The organism is Cellulomonas timonensis (assembly GCF_900046455.1).
GTDB lineage: Bacteria > Actinomycetota > Actinomycetes > Actinomycetales > Cellulomonadaceae > Cellulomonas_A > Cellulomonas_A timonensis.
In genome coordinates, this window is sequence record NZ_FCOT01000012.1 from 462,215 (window position 1) to 478,629 (window position 16,415).

Annotated in this window: 16 protein-coding genes and 1 riboswitch; of the genes, 4 read left to right on the forward strand and 12 right to left on the reverse strand. The window is 73.8% G+C overall.

Features of this window, described 5'->3' with window-relative positions; genetic code table 11:
* Positions 1-34: 34 nt before the first annotated feature.
* Genes BN3788_RS10565 through BN3788_RS10575 form a run of 3 tightly spaced genes read right to left on the reverse strand, consistent with a single transcriptional unit; the run spans position 35 to position 3,632 of the window.
* Positions 35-805 (reverse strand): amino acid ABC transporter ATP-binding protein, encoded by a 771-nt coding sequence (locus tag BN3788_RS10565; RefSeq protein WP_066585520.1) that lies wholly within the window; start codon positions 803-805, stop codon positions 35-37.
* Positions 805-2,373: an ABC transporter permease subunit gene (locus BN3788_RS10570; RefSeq protein ID WP_082812799.1), complete on the reverse strand. Its 1,569-nt coding sequence runs from the start codon at positions 2,371-2,373 to the stop codon at positions 805-807. Before BN3788_RS10570 ends, BN3788_RS10565 begins: the two co-directional genes overlap by 1 nt.
* A complete protein-coding gene (locus BN3788_RS10575; protein ID WP_082812800.1) occupies positions 2,370-3,632 on the reverse strand; it encodes an LLM class flavin-dependent oxidoreductase in 1,263 nt (420 codons plus the stop codon). Before BN3788_RS10575 ends, BN3788_RS10570 begins: the two co-directional genes overlap by 4 nt.
* Before the next feature lie 539 nt (positions 3,633-4,171).
* A riboswitch (SAM riboswitch) is annotated at positions 4,172-4,295 on the forward strand.
* Between the two features lie 103 nt (positions 4,296-4,398).
* Here BN3788_RS10575 and BN3788_RS10580 point away from each other — a divergent pair.
* Entirely contained in the window at positions 4,399-4,962 is a 564-nt protein-coding gene (locus tag BN3788_RS10580; RefSeq protein WP_082812904.1) for an NADPH-dependent FMN reductase, read from the forward strand.
* Entirely contained in the window at positions 4,959-5,534 is a 576-nt protein-coding gene (locus BN3788_RS10585; RefSeq protein WP_082812801.1) for a flavin reductase family protein, read from the forward strand. The genes BN3788_RS10580 and BN3788_RS10585 overlap by 4 nt, the downstream gene beginning before the upstream one ends.
* 100 nt (positions 5,535-5,634) lie before the next feature.
* On the opposite strand, the gene rlmB is transcribed toward BN3788_RS10585, so the two are convergent.
* The 5 genes from rlmB to BN3788_RS10610 all read right to left on the reverse strand — a co-directional run bounded on the left by rlmB (position 5,635) and on the right by BN3788_RS10610 (position 11,470).
* Positions 5,635-6,645 carry a 23S rRNA (guanosine(2251)-2'-O)-methyltransferase RlmB gene (gene rlmB / locus BN3788_RS10590; protein ID WP_066585523.1) on the reverse strand — a complete coding sequence of 337 codons (1,011 nt, stop codon included), beginning with the start codon at positions 6,643-6,645 and terminating at the stop codon, positions 5,635-5,637.
* Positions 6,645-8,090: a cysteine--tRNA ligase gene (gene cysS / locus BN3788_RS10595; RefSeq protein WP_066585525.1), complete on the reverse strand. Its 1,446-nt coding sequence runs from the start codon at positions 8,088-8,090 to the stop codon at positions 6,645-6,647. Before cysS ends, rlmB begins: the two co-directional genes overlap by 1 nt.
* An 89-nt stretch (positions 8,091-8,179) precedes the next feature.
* Positions 8,180-9,361, reverse strand: a complete 1,182-nt coding sequence (locus BN3788_RS10600; protein ID WP_066585534.1) for an alanine racemase — start codon at positions 9,359-9,361, stop codon at positions 8,180-8,182.
* Between the two features lie 133 nt (positions 9,362-9,494).
* Entirely contained in the window at positions 9,495-10,772 is a 1,278-nt protein-coding gene (locus tag BN3788_RS10605) for an MFS transporter (RefSeq protein ID WP_199824764.1), read from the reverse strand.
* On the reverse strand, positions 10,769-11,470 hold the full coding sequence (locus BN3788_RS10610; RefSeq protein WP_082812802.1) for a TetR/AcrR family transcriptional regulator: 702 nt from the start codon (positions 11,468-11,470) through the stop codon (positions 10,769-10,771). Before BN3788_RS10610 ends, BN3788_RS10605 begins: the two co-directional genes overlap by 4 nt.
* 156 nt (positions 11,471-11,626) lie before the next feature.
* Here BN3788_RS10610 and BN3788_RS10615 point away from each other — a divergent pair, with 156 nt between their 5' ends.
* Positions 11,627-12,961, forward strand: a complete 1,335-nt coding sequence (locus BN3788_RS10615) for a D-arabinono-1,4-lactone oxidase (protein ID WP_066585538.1) — start codon at positions 11,627-11,629, stop codon at positions 12,959-12,961.
* 103 nt (positions 12,962-13,064) lie between these two features.
* On the forward strand, positions 13,065-14,006 hold the full coding sequence (locus tag BN3788_RS10620) for an NADP-dependent oxidoreductase (protein ID WP_066585541.1): 942 nt from the start codon (positions 13,065-13,067) through the stop codon (positions 14,004-14,006).
* A 42-nt stretch (positions 14,007-14,048) separates the two neighbouring features.
* Here the strand turns inward: BN3788_RS10620 and BN3788_RS19295 are convergent, their stop codons facing one another.
* The 4 genes from BN3788_RS19295 to BN3788_RS10635 form a co-directional block, all read right to left on the reverse strand.
* Positions 14,049-14,207, reverse strand: a complete 159-nt coding sequence (locus tag BN3788_RS19295; RefSeq protein WP_159066885.1) for a hypothetical protein — start codon at positions 14,205-14,207, stop codon at positions 14,049-14,051.
* Positions 14,208-14,462: 255 nt separating this feature from the next.
* Complete coding sequence (gene ispF, locus BN3788_RS10625; RefSeq protein WP_066585545.1) at positions 14,463-14,984, reverse strand: 2-C-methyl-D-erythritol 2,4-cyclodiphosphate synthase; 522 nt, start codon at positions 14,982-14,984, stop codon at positions 14,463-14,465.
* The gene (locus BN3788_RS10630; RefSeq protein WP_066585555.1) at positions 14,981-15,808 is read right to left on the reverse strand and encodes an IspD/TarI family cytidylyltransferase; all 828 of its coding nucleotides are present in this window, start codon (positions 15,806-15,808) and stop codon (positions 14,981-14,983) included. Before BN3788_RS10630 ends, ispF begins: the two co-directional genes overlap by 4 nt.
* 33 nt (positions 15,809-15,841) lie before the next feature.
* Positions 15,842-16,324, reverse strand: coding sequence for a CarD family transcriptional regulator (locus BN3788_RS10635; RefSeq protein WP_028046210.1), 483 nt, complete (start codon positions 16,322-16,324; stop codon positions 15,842-15,844).
* Between the last annotated feature and the right edge of the window lie 91 nt (positions 16,325-16,415).

Here is a 16,415-nt window from a genome sequence, read left to right on the forward strand (position 1 = left end):
ATGCCCCGGGGTTCTGGGGGTGCGAAGGGTCGGCTCAGAGGACCTTGTCGAGGAAGGCTCGGGTGCGCTCGTGCCGGGGGTGGTCGAGCACCTGCTCGGGCGGGCCCTGCTCGACGATCAGCCCCTCGTCCATGAACACGACGGTCGTGGCGACCTCGCGGGCGAAGCCGATCTCATGGGTGACGACGACGAGCGTGGTCCCGGAGGACGCGAGGTCCTTGATGACGTCCAGCACCTCGCCGACGAGCTCGGGGTCCAGGGCGGACGTCGGCTCGTCGAAGAGGACCACCTTCGGCCGCAGCGCGAGGGCCCGCGCGATGGCCACCCGCTGCTGCTGCCCGCCGGAGAGCCGGCGCGGGTGCACGTCGGCCTTGTCCGCCAGGCCCACCCGCGCGAGCAGCGCCCGCGCCTCGACCTCCACCTCGGCGCGCGGCCTGCCCTGCGCGGAGACGGGCGCCTCGACCACGTTCTCCAGCGCCGTGAGGTGCGGGAACAGGTTGAAGGACTGGAAGACGAAACCGATGTGGGTGCGCTGGCGCAGGATCTCCCGCTCTTTGAGCTCCTGCAGCACGCCATGCGAGGCGCGGCGGTAGCCGATCAGGTCGCCGTCGAGCGACACGAGTCCCCGGTCGACCTTCTCCAGGTGGTTGATCGCGCGCAGCAGCGTCGACTTGCCGGAGCCCGACGGGCCCAGGATCACCGTGACCTCGCCCGGCCGGACCTCCAGGTCGACGCCGCGCAGCACCTCGAGCGCGCCGAAGGACTTGTGCACGCCGCGCACCTCCACGTGTCCCGCGGTGGCCATCAGAGCCGCCCTCCGTCGGCGCCCGCAGTGCCGCGGGCACGCGTGCGGGTCAGCACATTCGAGGCGAGCGAGGACCTGGCCAGGTAGGACGGTGGCACGCCCGTCGGCAGCGGACGGCCGGTGAGCCGCGTCCACGCGACGCCCACGGTCCACCGGGCGTGCTGCAGCGGCGTCGGGGGCAGCGTGCGCAGGGCTCCCTTGGCGTAGTGCCGTTCGACGTAGTACTGGACCACCGTGATGAACGTGGTGAGCACCAGGTACCAGATGCCCGCCACGAGCAGCAGCGGCACCACCCGCTGGTTGCGCCCGTAGATCACGCCGACGATGTAGAACAGCTCGCCGTACGCCAGCACGTAGACCACCGATGTGCCCTTGACCAGGCCGATGATCTCGTTGACGGCCGTGGGCACGATGGTCCGCATGGCCTGCGGCAGGATGATCCTGCGCTGCTGGCGCCGGCGCGGCAGGCCGAGCGCGGCGGCGGCCTCATGCTGCCCCTGGTCCACCGACAGGATGCCGGCGCGCACGATCTCCGCGGAGTACGCCGCCTGGGACAGCCCGAGGCCCAGCACCGCGGCGCCGAACTTGTCGATCACGTCGAGCGTGCCGAACTGCAGGAACTCGGGTCCGAAGGGGATGCCGAGGGACAGCGTCGGGTACAGGTAGGCGAGGTTGTACCAGAGCAGCAGCTGCAAGATCAGCGGCACCGAGCGGAACACCCACGTGTACGTCCAGGACACCGAGCGGAGCAGCGGCGACGGCGACAGCCGCATCAGCGCGAGCACAGTGCCCAGGCCGAAGCCGATCATCGCCGCGGTGAGGGTCAGCCGCACCGTGCCCCACAGCCCGTTGAGCACCGACGGCCAGGTCAGGTACTGCCAGACGATGGACCACTCCCAGCGCGCGTTGGTGGTCAACGAGCTGATCACCATCGCCAGCAGCACGAACGTCCCCGCCGTGGCGACCCAGCGGCCCACATGCCGCGCGGGAATGATCCGGGCGGCGGCGTCGGCGTCTTCCTCCTGCGGCACGGCCCGCGCCAGATCGTTCGCGCCGTGCGGCAGGTGCTTCTCGAACGGCAGCGGGCGCGGCTGTGGGTCCGCGTCCACGTCGAACAGCGGCGTGTAGCCCGTGGCCAGGTACAGCGCGCGCGCCTCGGGCTGTCGGGGCCCCGTGGTCAGGTACACGCGGGTGTAGCCCCGCGCGGCGATCTCGCGCTCCAGCACGTCCAGCACCCGGCGGGCGAGCCCGCGGCGACGCTGGTCGGAGCGCGTCCAGATGCGCTTGAGCTCGGCGGTCGTGTCGTCGTACCGGCGGAACGCCCCACCGGCGACGGGCTCGCCGTCGACCAGCAGCAGCACGAGTGCGCCGCCCGGTCCCGCGAACTCCTCGGCCGGGTACTGGGCGAGGTCGTCGGCCATCTCCTGCTGCGAGCGCTCGTATCGGTCCGCGTACTCCTGGGCCAGCTCGGCCAGCAGCGGCCGGACCAGCGGGTCGCCCTGATGCGTGAACCGCACCTCCAGGTCGGCCACGCCGGCGCCGCCCGCCGGGCGCGCCTGCACGGTCATGATCGGGCCGCCACGCGCAGCAAGTCGACCGTGCTCGGCGACTCCACGCTGGCCGGGGCCTCGTCGCGGCCCGGCGCCGTGGCCTGCCCGGCGACCGGGAGGGCCTGCGGCTCAGCCTCGGCAGACCCCTGCGCCCACGCGTCGGCGAGCAGCTCATAACTGCGCACGCGGTCCTCATGCCGGTGCGTCACGGTCGTGACCAGCAGCTCGTCCGCGCCGGTCAGGCGTTGCAGGGCCGCGAGCCGCGCCACCACCGTCTGCGGCGAGCCGACCAGCTGGGTCTCGGTGCGGTCGCGCACCGCGGCATGGTCGTCCTCGTCCCACCCGGACAGGATCTGACGGGCCTCGTCCGCGTCGGGGTACGGGATCGCGCCCTGCCCGCCGCGGATGGACTGCACCCACGGCCCGTAGCCGATCGCGAGCTCCCGCGCCGCCGCGTCGTCGACCCCGACCACCACGTCCACCGACACGATGACGTGCGGCTGCGCGAAGCGCTCGGACGGGCGGAACGCGGCACGGTAGGCCGCCACTGACTCTTGCAACGTGGCAGGCGCCACGTGGTAGTTCGCCCCGTAGGGCAGCCCGAGCTCACCGGCGAGCTGCGCGCTGGGGCCCGCGCTGGACCCGTGCACCCAGAGCTGCACGTCGGTTCCCGCCGCGGGCGTCACCACCACCGGCCGCCGCTCCGGCGCCACGTAGGTCCCGTCGAAGAACGCGAGGATGTCCCGCACGTCGTCCCCGAACCCGTCGCCGGGCGCGCGGCCCAGCAGCCTGCCCTGCAATGCCAGGCGGGCCGGGTCGTAGGCCGGAGGGCGCACCGGCGGGATCACCACCCCGTCCACGAGCCGCCACACCTGCACGGCGCCGTCGGCTGCGGTGGCCGCGGCGCCGGGCCGCTCGGCGCTGGACCGGCCGATCCCCGAACGGCCGATGCCCAGGGCGATCCGCCCGGGGTGCAGGGCGGCGATGGTGCCCCACTGCTCGGCGACCTGGAGCGGCGAGTAGTTGCCGAGGAGCACCGCCGCCGAGCCCACCCGGATGACGCGGGTGGCCTGGGCGACGATCGCGGCGACCACCGCGGGGCTGGCGCCGGCCACCCCGGGGTTGAGGTGATGCTCGGCGAGCCAGTACCGCCGGTATCCGGCGCGCTCGACGGCCTGCGCCAGGTCGATGGTGTGGCGCAGGGCGTCGGCGGGCGTGCTGCCGGACGAGATGGGACTCAGGTCCAGCACGGACAACGGGATGGACGGGTGCGACATGGGGTCTCCTCGACCGCGGCGTCGGGCACGGACCGGCCGGCGGCTGCCGTCGGCAGGCATCGCTGACGGCGGCGCTCGGCGGGACGCGCGGGATTCGGGCTGGTGGCGGGCTCCATGACGGCATGCGGCCGTGGGCGTGGAGCGCGGGTTCGGGCGGGAGCCCGGGGCCGGGCGTGCGTGCGCCGGCGGGTGACGACGGGGCCGACTCGCGGTGGGCGTGAGCGTCGGCTCGCCCACCCGGCGTCGTCAGACGCGAGGGCGGGGAGGGTGTGAGCCGCTGTCGGGCAGGGATCCGGGCGCGTGCGGGACCTGGACCCCGCCTGCCGTTCCGGAGATCAGCAGACGAGCATCAACAACAGCGACAGCGCGTGACGGCAGCGATGTCGGCATCGCTCAGGCCGTGGCGGCGGTTCGTGGAGGTGCTCACCCGTCGGACGTTAGGGCGAACTCCGACGTGTCGTCAACAGATGGGGCGTATCGGGTCGTGTGGTGAGACACCGGTCGCCTCGTGCCGAACCACCGTGCTACAAAGGCCCCGAGGTCTTGAGTGCCAGTGCTCGCAGGAGCACAGCCCCGGCTTGCTGGCCAGCAACCCCCACGCGTCACGGCGGGGTGCTCCGGGAGACGACCTGGCCGTGTTGAGGGACACGGCAAGCGTGATCGACATCGGCGACCAGCACGGCGCCCCCTGTCGTCGGCCTGCGTCGGGCCGACGGCCGCGGTGGCGTCGCGCCTGGATCCGTCGGCCCACACCGAGGACTCCCTGATGACCACGTCAGCCGTCACCCCGTCCGCCCCGACCGCCCCGCCGACGCCCGAGCCTCGCCGCGACGTCGTGCCCGTCGTCGGCAATCCGCGTGCCGGATCCCGCACGCGTCTCGCGGCGGAGGCCCTCTCCCAAGCGATCGCCCACCGGCTGGGCGTGGGCCTCGCCCCGACCATCGACCTCGCCGACCTGGCGCCGGAGGTCTTCGCCCCGGCGCGGCCCGCCGTCGACGACGCGCTCCGGCGCCTGTCGTCCGCACAGGTCGCCGTCATCGCGACACCCGTCTACAAGGCCAGCTACACCGGCCTGCTCAAGTCGTTCCTCGACCTGTACGGCGCGGACGGCCTGCGCGGGCTCGTCGCGGTGCCCCTGGTCGTCTCGGGCAACCCCGCGCACTCCCTGGCGGGCGAGGTGCATCTGCGCCCGCTGCTCGTCGAGCTCGGCGCCAGCGTCCCCACCCGCGCGCTCGCCCTGACGGAGTCCCAGCTCGGCGCCCTCGACGACGTGGTCGCCGCATGGCTGGAAGCGAACGGCGGCGTGCTCGCCGCCGGGGTCCGGGCATGACCGCCGACGCCCCCGCGCGGGCCCCCCATCCCACGGCGCACGACGCCGGCGGCCACCGCGAGCGCGCCTTTGACGAGCCCCACCTGAGCGCTGACGAGTACAAGCGGGTGTTCCGCCGTCACCCGGCGGGCGTCGCCGTCGTCACGCTGGAGGACCCGCAGACCGGGCGGCCGGTGGGCTTCACGGCCACGTCGGTGATCTCGGTCTCGGCCGCGCCGCCGGTGCTGGCGTTCTCCATCGCCTCGACGTCGTCGAGCTGGCCTGCGCTGGCCGCCGCCCCCACGGTGGTGGTGAACTTCCTGGGCGACGGGCAGGCCGACGTGTCAGCGCGGTTCGCCACACACGGGATCGACCGCTTCGCGGGCACCGAGCATGTGCGCCTGCCGGGTGGCGAGCCGGTGCTGGTCGGCAGCCTGACGTGGGTGCATGGCCGGGTGCTCGAGCGCATCTCCGTGGGCGACAGCCACCTGGTGACCGTGCGGGCCATCGCGTCGGACACCAGCACGCAAGGGGCGCCGCTCGTCTACCACGACCGGGCGTACACCCAGCTCGGCGACCACTACGAGATCTGAGCCCACCGTGCGATCTGGGCCCACCAGGCCTGAGACGACGACGCCCGGCCCGGCCACGACATGTCGTCGTCGGCCAGGCCGGGCGTCCCCGTCAGGTCGGCTACTGCGCGGCGCCTCGCTGACGGGCGATCTCGTACAGCGCGATCCCGGCGGCGACGCCGGCGTTCAGCGACTCCGTCGACGAGGCGATCGGGATCGACACGATCGCGTCGCAGTGCTCCCGGACGAGGCGCGAGAGCCCCTTGCCCTCGGAGCCGACCACCACGACCAGCGGGTCGGCGGCGAACGGCAGGTCCGCGACGGGGGTGTCCCCGCCGCCATCCAGCCCGATGATGAAGCAGCCGGCCTTGCGGTACGTCTCCAGCGTGCGCGTCAGGTTGGTGACCTTCGAGACGGGCACCCGGGCGGCGGCGCCAGCCGACACCTTCCATGCGGCGGCGGTGACGCTCGCGGAGCGGCGCTCCGGCACGACGACCCCGTGGGCGCCGAACGCGCCGGCGGACCGCAGCACGGCGCCGAGGTTGCGCGGGTCGGTCACGCCGTCGAGCGCCACGATGAGCGGCGCCTGGTCGAGGACGGCCGCGGCGTCGAGCAGGTCGTCGGCGTCGCCGTACTGGTACGGCGGCACCTGGATCGCGACGCCCTGGTGCACGGAGCCGTCGGTGAGCCGGTCGAGCTCGGGCTTGGTGACCTCGAGCAGCGGGTAGCCGCGGCCAGTGGCGATCTGCAGGATCTCCCGCGTCCGGTCGTCCGCCTCGATGCGAGTGGCGATGTAGACCGTCTGGACGGGGATGTCCGCGCGGAGCGCCTCGACCACGGAGTTCCGGCCGGAGACGATCTCGTGGGTGGCGCTGACGCCCTTGCCGCCGCGCGTGCCGCCGGCGCTGCGCGACGTGCGGCCCATGCGGCTCGGCGCGGGGCCCGTGACGGGGCCGCGACGCTCAGCGGCGACCTTGCGCTTGGCGGCGGGGTGGTACGGGCGCTCCTCGGCCTTCGGCGTGGGGCCGCGTCCCTCGAGAGCCTGACGCCCCTTGCCGCCCGTGCCGACGTGGGCGCCCTTCTTCGAGCCGGGCTTGCGGGTGGCGCCCCGGCGCTGCGAGTTTCCTGCCATCAGTTCTCGACCTCATCACTGCGGTGCGCGAGCGACCAGCGGCTGCCGGTCGCGGAGTCTTCGACGACGATGCCGGCGGCGGCGAGCCGGTCCCGGATCGCGTCGGAGGTGGCGAAGTCGCGCGCGGCGCGCGCTTCGGAGCGGGCGGCGAGCTCGGCGGCGACGAGCGCCTCGAGCGCGGCCTCATGCCCGCGGTCGTTCGTCTGGCGGCGCCACTGGGGGCCGTCAGGGTCGAGGCCCAGGATGTCGAGCATCGAGCGCACCGACACCAGCGCGGCCCGGACTCCGTCCAGATCCCGCTCGGCGAGGGCGGTGTTCCCGGCGCGCAGGTGCTCATGCACCACCGCGAGCGCAGCCGGCACGTTGAGGTCGTCGTCCATCGCGGCGACGAAGCCCGTGGGCAGCTCGGCCTTGGCGATCTCGTCGTCGTCCACGGGGCCGACCTGCTCGGTGGCGCGCTCGACGAACCGCGTGAACCGCTCCCACGTCGTCTCGGCCTCACCGAGTGTGTCCGGCGTCCACTCGAGCATCGACCGGTACTGCACCGCCATCAGGGCGTAGCGCAGCACGGCCGGCTGCGTCGTCTCGAGCAGCGCGCTGACCAGCAGCCCGTTGCCGAGGGACTTGCTCATCTTCGCGCCGCCCTGCGTGACCCAGCCGTTGTGCAGCCAGTACCGCGCGAAGCCGTCGCCGGCGGCGCGCGACTGCGCCTGCTCGTTCTCGTGGTGCGGGAAGCGCAGGTCGAGTCCGCCGCCGTGGATGTCGAACGTGGCGCCCAGGTAGCGGTGGGCCATCGCGGAGCACTCGAGGTGCCAGCCGGGCCGCCCGCGGCCGAACGGGGTGTCCCAGGACGCGGTCTCGGGCTCGCCGGGCTTCGGCGCCTTCCAGAGCGCGAAGTCGCGGGGGTCCTTCTTGACGCCCTCGTCGTCGCCCGTGCCGTCCTGCGCCGAGACCATGTCGTCGAGCTTCTGGTTCGTCAGCGCCCCGTACTCGGGGTACGAGCGGACGTCGAAGTACACGTCGCCGTCGCCCGTCGTGTAGGCGTGCCCGCCGTCGACGAGCCGCTGCATGAGCTCGATCATCGCGGGCACGTGGCCGGTGGCGCGCGGCTCGTACGTGGGGGGCAGCACGCCCAGCGCGTCGTACGCCGCCGTGAAGGCGCGCTCGTTGGCCAGGGCCCAGGCCCACCACGGCTCGCCGGCCGCGTCGGCCTTCGCGAGGATCTTGTCGTCGATGTCGGTGACGTTGCGCACGAGTGTGACCCGGTGGCCGCTGCGGCGCAGCCAGCGCACGAGCACGTCGAAGGCGACGCTCGAGCGCATGTGCCCGATGTGGGGGGTGCCCTGCACGGTCGCACCGCACAGGTAGATGCCGACCTCGCCCGGGACCACGGGGACGAAGTCACGCACCTCACGGGTGGCGGTGTCGTACAGGCGAAGGGTCACACCAGCAAGGTTACCGGCGCAGGCGCGTCCGGTCGGCGCCGCGCCCCGCGCCTCACCCGTCGTCGCCCCCGACGCCGTCCGGCACAGGCTCAGCCGAAGGCGCGCTGCTCGCCGCGATAGGTCGGCGCCACACGCTCGACGACGTCGCCCCGCACAAGGTGCACCTGGTCGAACCGCTCCATCACCTCGCCGGCCTTGGCGTGGCGGAACCACACGCGGTCGCCGATCCGCAGGTCCGCCGAGGCGGCGCCCCGCAGCGGGGTCTGCACCTCCCCCGCCCCCTCGCGCCCGGTGAGCGCGAGCCCGCCCGGGGCGACGGGGCGCGGCAGCCGCGAGCGGCTCGCGGGGCCCGACGCGACGTAGCCGCCACCGGCCGCCGTGGCGAACCCCCGGGCGGGCACCCGCACCACGTCGAGCCCGAAGTAGGCGGCCGGCCGGGGCGCGAACGCGCGGTAGCCGTCGAAGAGCGTGGGCACGTACAGGCCCGAGCCCGCGGTGACCTCGGTGACCACGGGGTCGGCGGAGCTCGTCTCCAGCGACCCCGATCCGCCCGAGTTCACCAGCTCCAGGTCCCGGCCCAGCACGTCCCGCACCGCGGCCAGCACCTGGCTGCGCCGGCGCGCCAGATCGGCCACCGAGGCGCGCTTGACCGCCCGCACGGCGAGGCTCGTGTCCGGCATGCCCGCGACCTGCGCCTCGTAGAACATCACCCCGCGGATCTCGACGCCGGGGCGGCGCAGGATCTCGGCGGCGAGCCGGGCGGCGTCGTGCGGTGTGTGGACGGGTGAGCGCCGCACGCCCAGGTGCGCGGTCAGCGGCCCGACCCGGATCCGCAAGGACGCGTCCACGTCGAGGCACACCCGCAGGCGGTGGCCGCCCGACGCCGCGGCGCGCTGTGCCAGGTCGACCTGGAGCACGTCGTCGACCATGAGAGTCACGGCCGCCGCTGCCACCGGGTCCGAGGCCAGCTCGGCCAGCGCGCCCTCGGCGACGGTGGGGTACCCCATCAGGACGTCCTGCACCCCCTCGCTGACCAGCCACAACGCCTCGCGCAGCGAGTAGGCCATCACCCCGGCGAAACCAGGCCGGGCGAGCACCGCCTCGAGGACCGCGCGCACCCGCACCGACTTGCTCGCCACCCGCACGGGCACGCCCGCGGCGCGGCGCACGAGGTCGTCGGCGTTGGCCTCGAGGGCGTCCAGGTCGACCACGGCGAGGGGCGCCGGCAGTCCCTTGGTCGCGGCGTCGAGCCGCGTGCCGAGCATGCTCATTGCACTCTCCCGGGTTGTCGGGGGCCCTGAGGGCCCGCGCGGACCGGCGGCGACGGCGGGTGGTGCTGCTCCGGCGCCGTCCTCGGCGCCGACAGCCAGCGCATGCCGGATCGTGCCCTGCATCATGCCCCGGTCAGGTCGGTCCTGGGGCGGTTCCGGCCCGATCGGGCGGGCCGATCTGCGCGGCGCCGTCCCCGGGTGGCGCCGTCGGGGACGCGGCTCGACGACGCGTGCCGAATGTGGGCGCCAGCGCGACGATGGCGATAGCCAGCACCAGGGGAACCGCGAAGCCGATCCGCAGTGACGAGCCGACGCCGATGGCCCCGACCAGCACGCCGCCGAGCACCGCGCCGACGTAGTTGAACCCGTTGAGCCGGGCCACGACGGCGTCGGCGTGCTCGGGGGCCAGCGCGCCCGCCGCGGCGAAGCAGAGCGGCGCGATGGCGCCCAGGCCCAGGCCGGTGAGCGCGAAGCCCGCCACGGCGACCGCCGGCCCGGGCGCGAGGACCACGCCGAGCAGCCCGACGGCGCCCGTCAGCCCGGCGACGCGGACCACGGCGACCCTGCCCCAGCGCCGCACCGCCAGATCGCCGAGCAGCCGTGACAGCAGCGTCGTCGCGAGGTACACGGCGAGCCCGAGCGGCGCCAGGTCCGCGGCGTGCAGCCCGTCCTGCAGGTAGATCGTGCTCCAGATCTGCGCGGCGGAGTCGACCACGAAGTAGGCGACGACAGCCGCGCCCAGCAGCAGGATCCCCGACCATGGCACCGCTCGCGCGGCGCTGCGCTGCTCCGCGGTGGGGCCGGTGGGGAGGTCGTGCGCGCGCCACCCGTCGCGGAGCACGCTGAGCGCGACGAGGGCGACCAGCACCGTGACGGCCGGGATCGCGAGCTGCTGCGCGAGGTCGAGCGCCTCGTAGGCGATCACCGCGAGCGCCCCCACGATCGCCGCCGCCGACCACGCGGCGTAGAAGCCGGTGAGGATGCTGCGCCCGTATGCCCGCTGCAGCGCCACGGCCTGCATATTCGTCCCGGCGTCGACGAGGCCGAGCCCCAGCCCGTACACCCCGAACCCCGCGAAGAACAGCGCCCGTCCCGGCGCGAGGGCGATCATCAGCACCGCGAGCGCCACGACGCCGAGCCCGGCGACCAGCACGGCCCTGCTGCCCGGGCCGCGCGCGATGCGGTCCGCGACCACAGTGCCGGCGCCCGCCATCACGCAGATGCCGAGCGTGACGACGGTGACGACGCCGTCATCGATGCCGAACCGCTCCTTGAACCCCGGCAGGCTCGCGACGAGCACCGCATACGCCAGGCCCTGCGCGCCGAAGGCCATCGCCACCGCGCGCCGGGCCGGGCGGGCGCCCGCCGGCGGCTGCGAGGCTTCGCGCGAGCCGCCGGGGTCCACGCTCACGCGTGCGCGCTCACGGGCTCCACGACGCCAGGGATGACCACGCCCTCGACAGGCTGCACGCTCGCCGGCGGGGCGATTGTCGGCTGGGCGTCCACCGGGGCGCCGAACTCGACGGTCTGGGTGGCGAGGTACTGGGCGAACCTGCGCAGCCCCTCGACGGTGGCCTCCTCGTCGCCGTCGACGAGCCAGGCGAGGGCGAAGCCGTCCACGGTGGCGACGACGGTGCGGGCGAGGCTGGAGCGCGACACTGCCCAGCTCACCTGGGCGCCGTGCTCGATGCGCTCGAGGAACAGCTCGACTGCGCCCCGGGATCCGCGGTACTGGTCGCTGGCGACCTGGTTGAGCTCGGAGTGGCGCAGCGAGGTGGTGGTGAGCTCATAACTGAGGAGCTGGGAGCCACGGTTGTCGCGGATTCCGCGCCAGAGCCCTTCGACGGCGAGCTCGAGCACCGTGGCCAGATCCGCGTCGGGCGGGATCGCGGCCTCGGTCATGGCGAGGTTCTGCGCGGTGATGGCGTCGGCCACCGCGCGCAGCAACTCGTCCTTGTCCTGGAAGCAGTAGTGGACGACCCCGAGGGACACGCCCGCCTCTGCGGCGACCGCGCGCACGGTGGCGGCGTCGATGCCGTCCCTGCTGGCGACCGCCAAAGCAGCCTGGATGAGTTGCTCACGCCGCTCGGCGACTGGCAAACGATTCATGGTTGGTTCCCCCCCGGAAATCCGCCGCGTGGTCTCGCACCGGCCAGTGCGAACTGCATCCACGCGCCCCCTTGCCTCATTTCAACGGCGGTCATGACAATAGTCAAGGGAATCAGGCACTTGACTTGGACGGCCGCCCAGAATGAAGGTCTGCACATGACCACGGTCACTGAGCAACTCCGCTGGCAGAACTGGGCGCGCACGGAGTCGGCGCAGCCCGAGCAGGTCGCCTACCCCCGCGACCTGGAGCACCTGTGCTCGATCGTACGTTCGAGGGGCGCCTTGCGCGTGCGGGCCATCGGAGCCGGGCACTCGTTCACCGGCGCGGCCGTCACGGAGGGCATCCAGATCCGGATGGACGCCCTTGACCTGCTCGAACGCGTCGATCCGCGCCCCGATGGGACGACCCATGTGACAGTCGGCGCGGGCATCCGGCTGCATGCGCTCAACCGGGTCCTCGCCGCCTGCGGGCTCGCGATGCGCAACCTCGGCGACATCGACCGGCAGACCTTGGCCGGGGCGATCTCCACCGGCACCCACGGCACCGGCTCACGCCTGGGCGGCCTGGCCACCCAGGTGGTCGGCGTCCGGCTCGTCACGGCGCAGGGCGACGTCGTCGAGGCGTCTCCGCAGCATCACCCCGAGCTCTTCGAGGTGGCCCGGCTCGGGCTGGGCAGCGTCGGGGTGCTCGCCGCGATCACGCTCGAGGCGGTCCCCGCCTTCCACCTGAGCGCCGTGGAGGTCCCGCTCCCGCTCGACGAGGTGCTCGAGCGGCTCGACGGCCCCGATGGGCTCGTCGACGGCAATGACCACTTCGAGTTCTACTGGTTCCCGCACACGCGGCGCGCGCTGACCAAGAGCAACAATCGTGCGCCGAACGGCGCCGGGCCGGGGCTGCACCCCCTGCGCGGCTGGGTGGACGACGAGCTGCTCTCCAACGGCGTGTTCGCCGCCACGAACCGGCTCGCGGCCGCGGCGCCCGCCCTCACCCCCCGGATCAACCGCATCGCGTCGCGTGCGCTGAGCGCCCGCGCCTACACCGCGCCCTCCCCCCAGGTCTTCGCGTCCCCGCGCCGGGTCCGCTTCCGCGAGATGGAGTACGCCATCCCCCGCGCACAGTTGCGCGAGGTGCTTGCCGAGATCGACTCGTGGATCTCCGCCTCAGGAGTCAACATCCCCTTCCCGCTGGAAGTCCGGTTCGCCGCGGCGGACGACGTCTGGCTCTCCACCGCACACGGCCGGCCGACCGCCTATGTCGCGGTGCACCAATACCTGCGACTGCCCTACGGCCGCTACTTCCAGGCCGTCGAGCGGATCATGGCCCAGGTGGACGGCCGCCCGCACTGGGGGAAGCTGCACTGGCTGGGGGCGGATCGGCTCGCCGAGCTCTATCCGCAGTTCGCGGAGGCCCGTGCCGTGCGCGCGCAGGCGGACCCGGACGGCGCGTTCAGGAACGAGTACCTCGACCGAGTGCTCGGACCCCTCGCATGACGTGCACGCCCTCTCTGACCAGCACGTTCCCCACCACCGGACCGGGACGCCCAGCTGACGGAACGGACGAGACACGGGGCGCCGCGCCGTGCTTGCCTGGACTATGAGCCGAGCAGTGGTCGCGCAGGCCTACGGCGGACCCGAGGTCCTCGCCGTCATCGATGAGCCCGTCCGGCCCCCGGGTCCCGGCGAGGTGCTGCTGGAGGTCCGCGCAGCGGGCGTCAACCCCTCCGACTGGAAGGGCTACTCGGGCCTGTGGGGCACGAATCCGAGCCGGCTGCCGATCCGGCTCGGGTATGAGGTCGCGGGCGTCGTGCTGGACGTGGGCTCCGGCGTGGAGTCCCCCGCGGTGGGCGACGAGGTCATCGCCTGGCCCGTCACCGGCGGCTACGCCGAGCGAGTCGTCGTGCCCGCGCGGGTGGTGGCCCCCCGGCCGGCCGGGCTCAGCTGGGCGCAGTCCGCGGGCCTGCTGCTCGCGGGATCAGCCGCCGTGCACCTGCTCACCGCCACCCGCGTCGGAGCCGACGACGTGGTGCTGGTCCACGGGGCGTCCGGCGGTGTCGGACGCCTGGCGGTGCAGCTCGCGGCGCTGGCGGGCGCGCGGGTCGTGGCCACCGCCGGCCCCGCCTCACATGACGACCTGCGCCAGCTCGGCGCGCTCCCCGTGGCCTACGGTCCGGGCCTCCTCCAGCGGCTGCGCGCCGTCGCCGCGCAGACCGGCCCGTTCACTGTGGCGCTCGACACCGCCGGGACGGACGAGGCGCTCGACGCCTCCGTCGCCCTCGTCGCGGACCGGGGCCGGATCGCGACGATCGCGGGTTTCGACCGCGGCCGTGAGCTCGGCGTCCGGCTGCTCGGCAACGGGCCGGGCGCGGATCCCGGGGACGACGTCCGCGATGCCGCGCGCGCCCACCTGGCCCGGCTCGCGGACGAGGGGATGCTCGACGTCACCGTGGCGCGCACCTACCCGCTCGACGATGCCGCGCGCGCTCATGAGGACAGCCGCAGCGGCCACGCGCGCGGCAAGTTGGTGCTGATCCCCTAACTGCCTCCCCCAGCAGTCCTGCTCCCCTGTCCCGCGACTTCCTCAGTCGTGCGCCGGCCGCTCGCGCAGGCGCGCCAGGTGGTCGTCGGCGGGGGCGGGAGCGGTGGCGACGTCCTGAACCGTGAGCACACCGGGCTGCTGCTCGTCGAGGCTGGCGAGCCCATTGATCGTGGCCTCCAGGACGTCGACGGGGATGCGCACCCGCAGGCGGACGCGGGGCGGGCCCTCACGCCGGGGCAGTGGCGCCGGCTGACTCCGCAGCTCCCCGGTGGGCGTCGGGCCAGTAGGCCCTCGGAGCGCTCCCACACGGGAGTCCGCACGGGGCGGTGGGCGGTGCGTCGTCGTCACGAACGGGGACGGTACCGGACATTTGCCCGCTCGTGCGAGACCTGGAATCACGGCGCCGCACGTGGGACACTTCCCGGCCGGCCTGGGGTCCCCTGGCGAACTGGCGGCTCAGCTGGCCGAGACGATCAGCGCCGTGGCGATGGCCGCGACGCCCTCGCCACGTCCCGTCAGCCCCAGCCCGTCGGTGGTGGTGGCGGAGACGCTGACCGGCGCCCCGGCAGCCGCCGACAGCGCCGCGACGGCCTCGGCCCGGCGTGGTCCCAGCCGGGGGCGGTTGCCGATCACCTGCACGGCGACGTTGCCGATGACGAAGCCGGCCTCGCGGACCCGCCGCGCCGCCTCGGCGAGCAGCACGGCGCCCGCCGCGCCGCGCCACTGCGGCTCCGACGTGCCGAAGTTGCTGCCGAGATCGCCGATGCCCGCCGCCGACAGCAACGCGTCGGCAGCGGCGTGGGCGGCCACGTCGGCGTCCGAGTGGCCCTCGAGAGGCCGCTCCCCCGGCCAGGCCAGGCCCGCCAGGTGCAGCACCGCGCCGGGCGCCGGATCCGCCGCGTACGCGTGCACGTCGACGCCGATGCCGGTGCGCGGGAGCGCCACCCGCCCGGGCTCATCTGCTCGTGGCTCGCTCATCGTGAGTCTCCGTCCTGCTGCGAGGGCTGGCCCGACTCCGAGGACCGCCCGACGAGCACCAGGCCGGCGACGGCCAGGTCCCATGCGGTGGTGATCTTGGCGGCGTCCGCGTGGCCCGCGACGACCCACACCGGCTCGCCGAGCCCTTCGACTAGTGCAGCGTCGTCGGAGGCGGCGACAGCCTCGTCATCCGCGCGTGCGCTGCCAGCGGCGTGGGCCCGGTCGAGGAGCTCGCGGGCGAAGCCCTGCGGCGTCTGCACGGCGCGCAGCTCCTCGCGTGCCACGGTCTCGACGACGGGCCAGCCCTGCGACTCGCCCGTCACGTGCTCGCTCTCCCCGTGGAGGCCGACCCCGGGGAGGCCGACGCGTTTGATCGTGTCGGTCACCGCGAGGGCGGGCACCACGGCGCCGTGGCCTGCGCGCACCGCGGCGATCACGCGTCGCACCACGTCGGCGGGGACGAGCGCGCGGGCTGCGTCATGCACGAGCACCACGTCGACGTCGGGTGGTAGCACGGCCAGCCCTGCCGCGACCGAGCCCTGCCGGGTGGCGGCGCCAACGACGACATCCACCCGCGTCTCCGCGGAGGGGCCGATGAGGCCTGCGTCGTGCAGGACCTCGTGGAACTCCTCGAGCCGGTCGGCAGGCGCCGTGACGACGACGCGGTCGAGCCTGTCGTCGTCAGCCACGCCGGAGCCGTCGAGAAGCGCCCGGACGGCGTGCACCACCAGGGGAACGCCGCCGAGCGGCACCAGCGCCTTGGGCAGCACATGCCCCAGCCTGCTGCCGCTCCCGGCGGCGGTGACGATCGCCGCCACGCTCATCGTGCGGCGCTCATCGTGCGGTCCCGAGTGCTGCTATGACGCCAGGACCTCGTCGAGGATGGCCTCGGCCTTCTCCTCTTCGGTGTGCTCCGCCAGGGCGAGCTCCGAGACGAGGATCTGACGGGCCTTCGCGAGCATGCGCTTCTCACCGGCGGAAAGGCCGCGGTCGGCGTCACGCCGGGAAAGGTCGCGCACGACCTCGGCGACCTTGATCACGTCGCCGGAGGCGAGCTTCTCGAGGTTCGCCTTGTAACGGCGCGACCAGTTCGTCGGCTCTTCCGTGTAAGGCGCGCGCAGCACCTCGAATACGCGGTCCAGGCCCTCTTGGCCCACGACGTCACGAACGCCCACGAGGTCGACGTTCTCCGCCGGAACCTCGATGGTGAGGTCCCCTTGGGCGACCTTCAGCTTGAGGTAGAGCTTGTCCTCGCCGCGGATGGTCCTCGTCTTGATCTCTTCGATCAGCGCTGCACCGTGGTGCGGGTAGACAACCGTCTCCCCAACAGTGAAAGTCATCTGAAGGTGTCCCCTTTCGCGGTGATCCATCTTATCACGGGCAAAAATGGCCCTCCCGAGCCCACCCAGCCATTTGCGCAGGTCAAGCGGC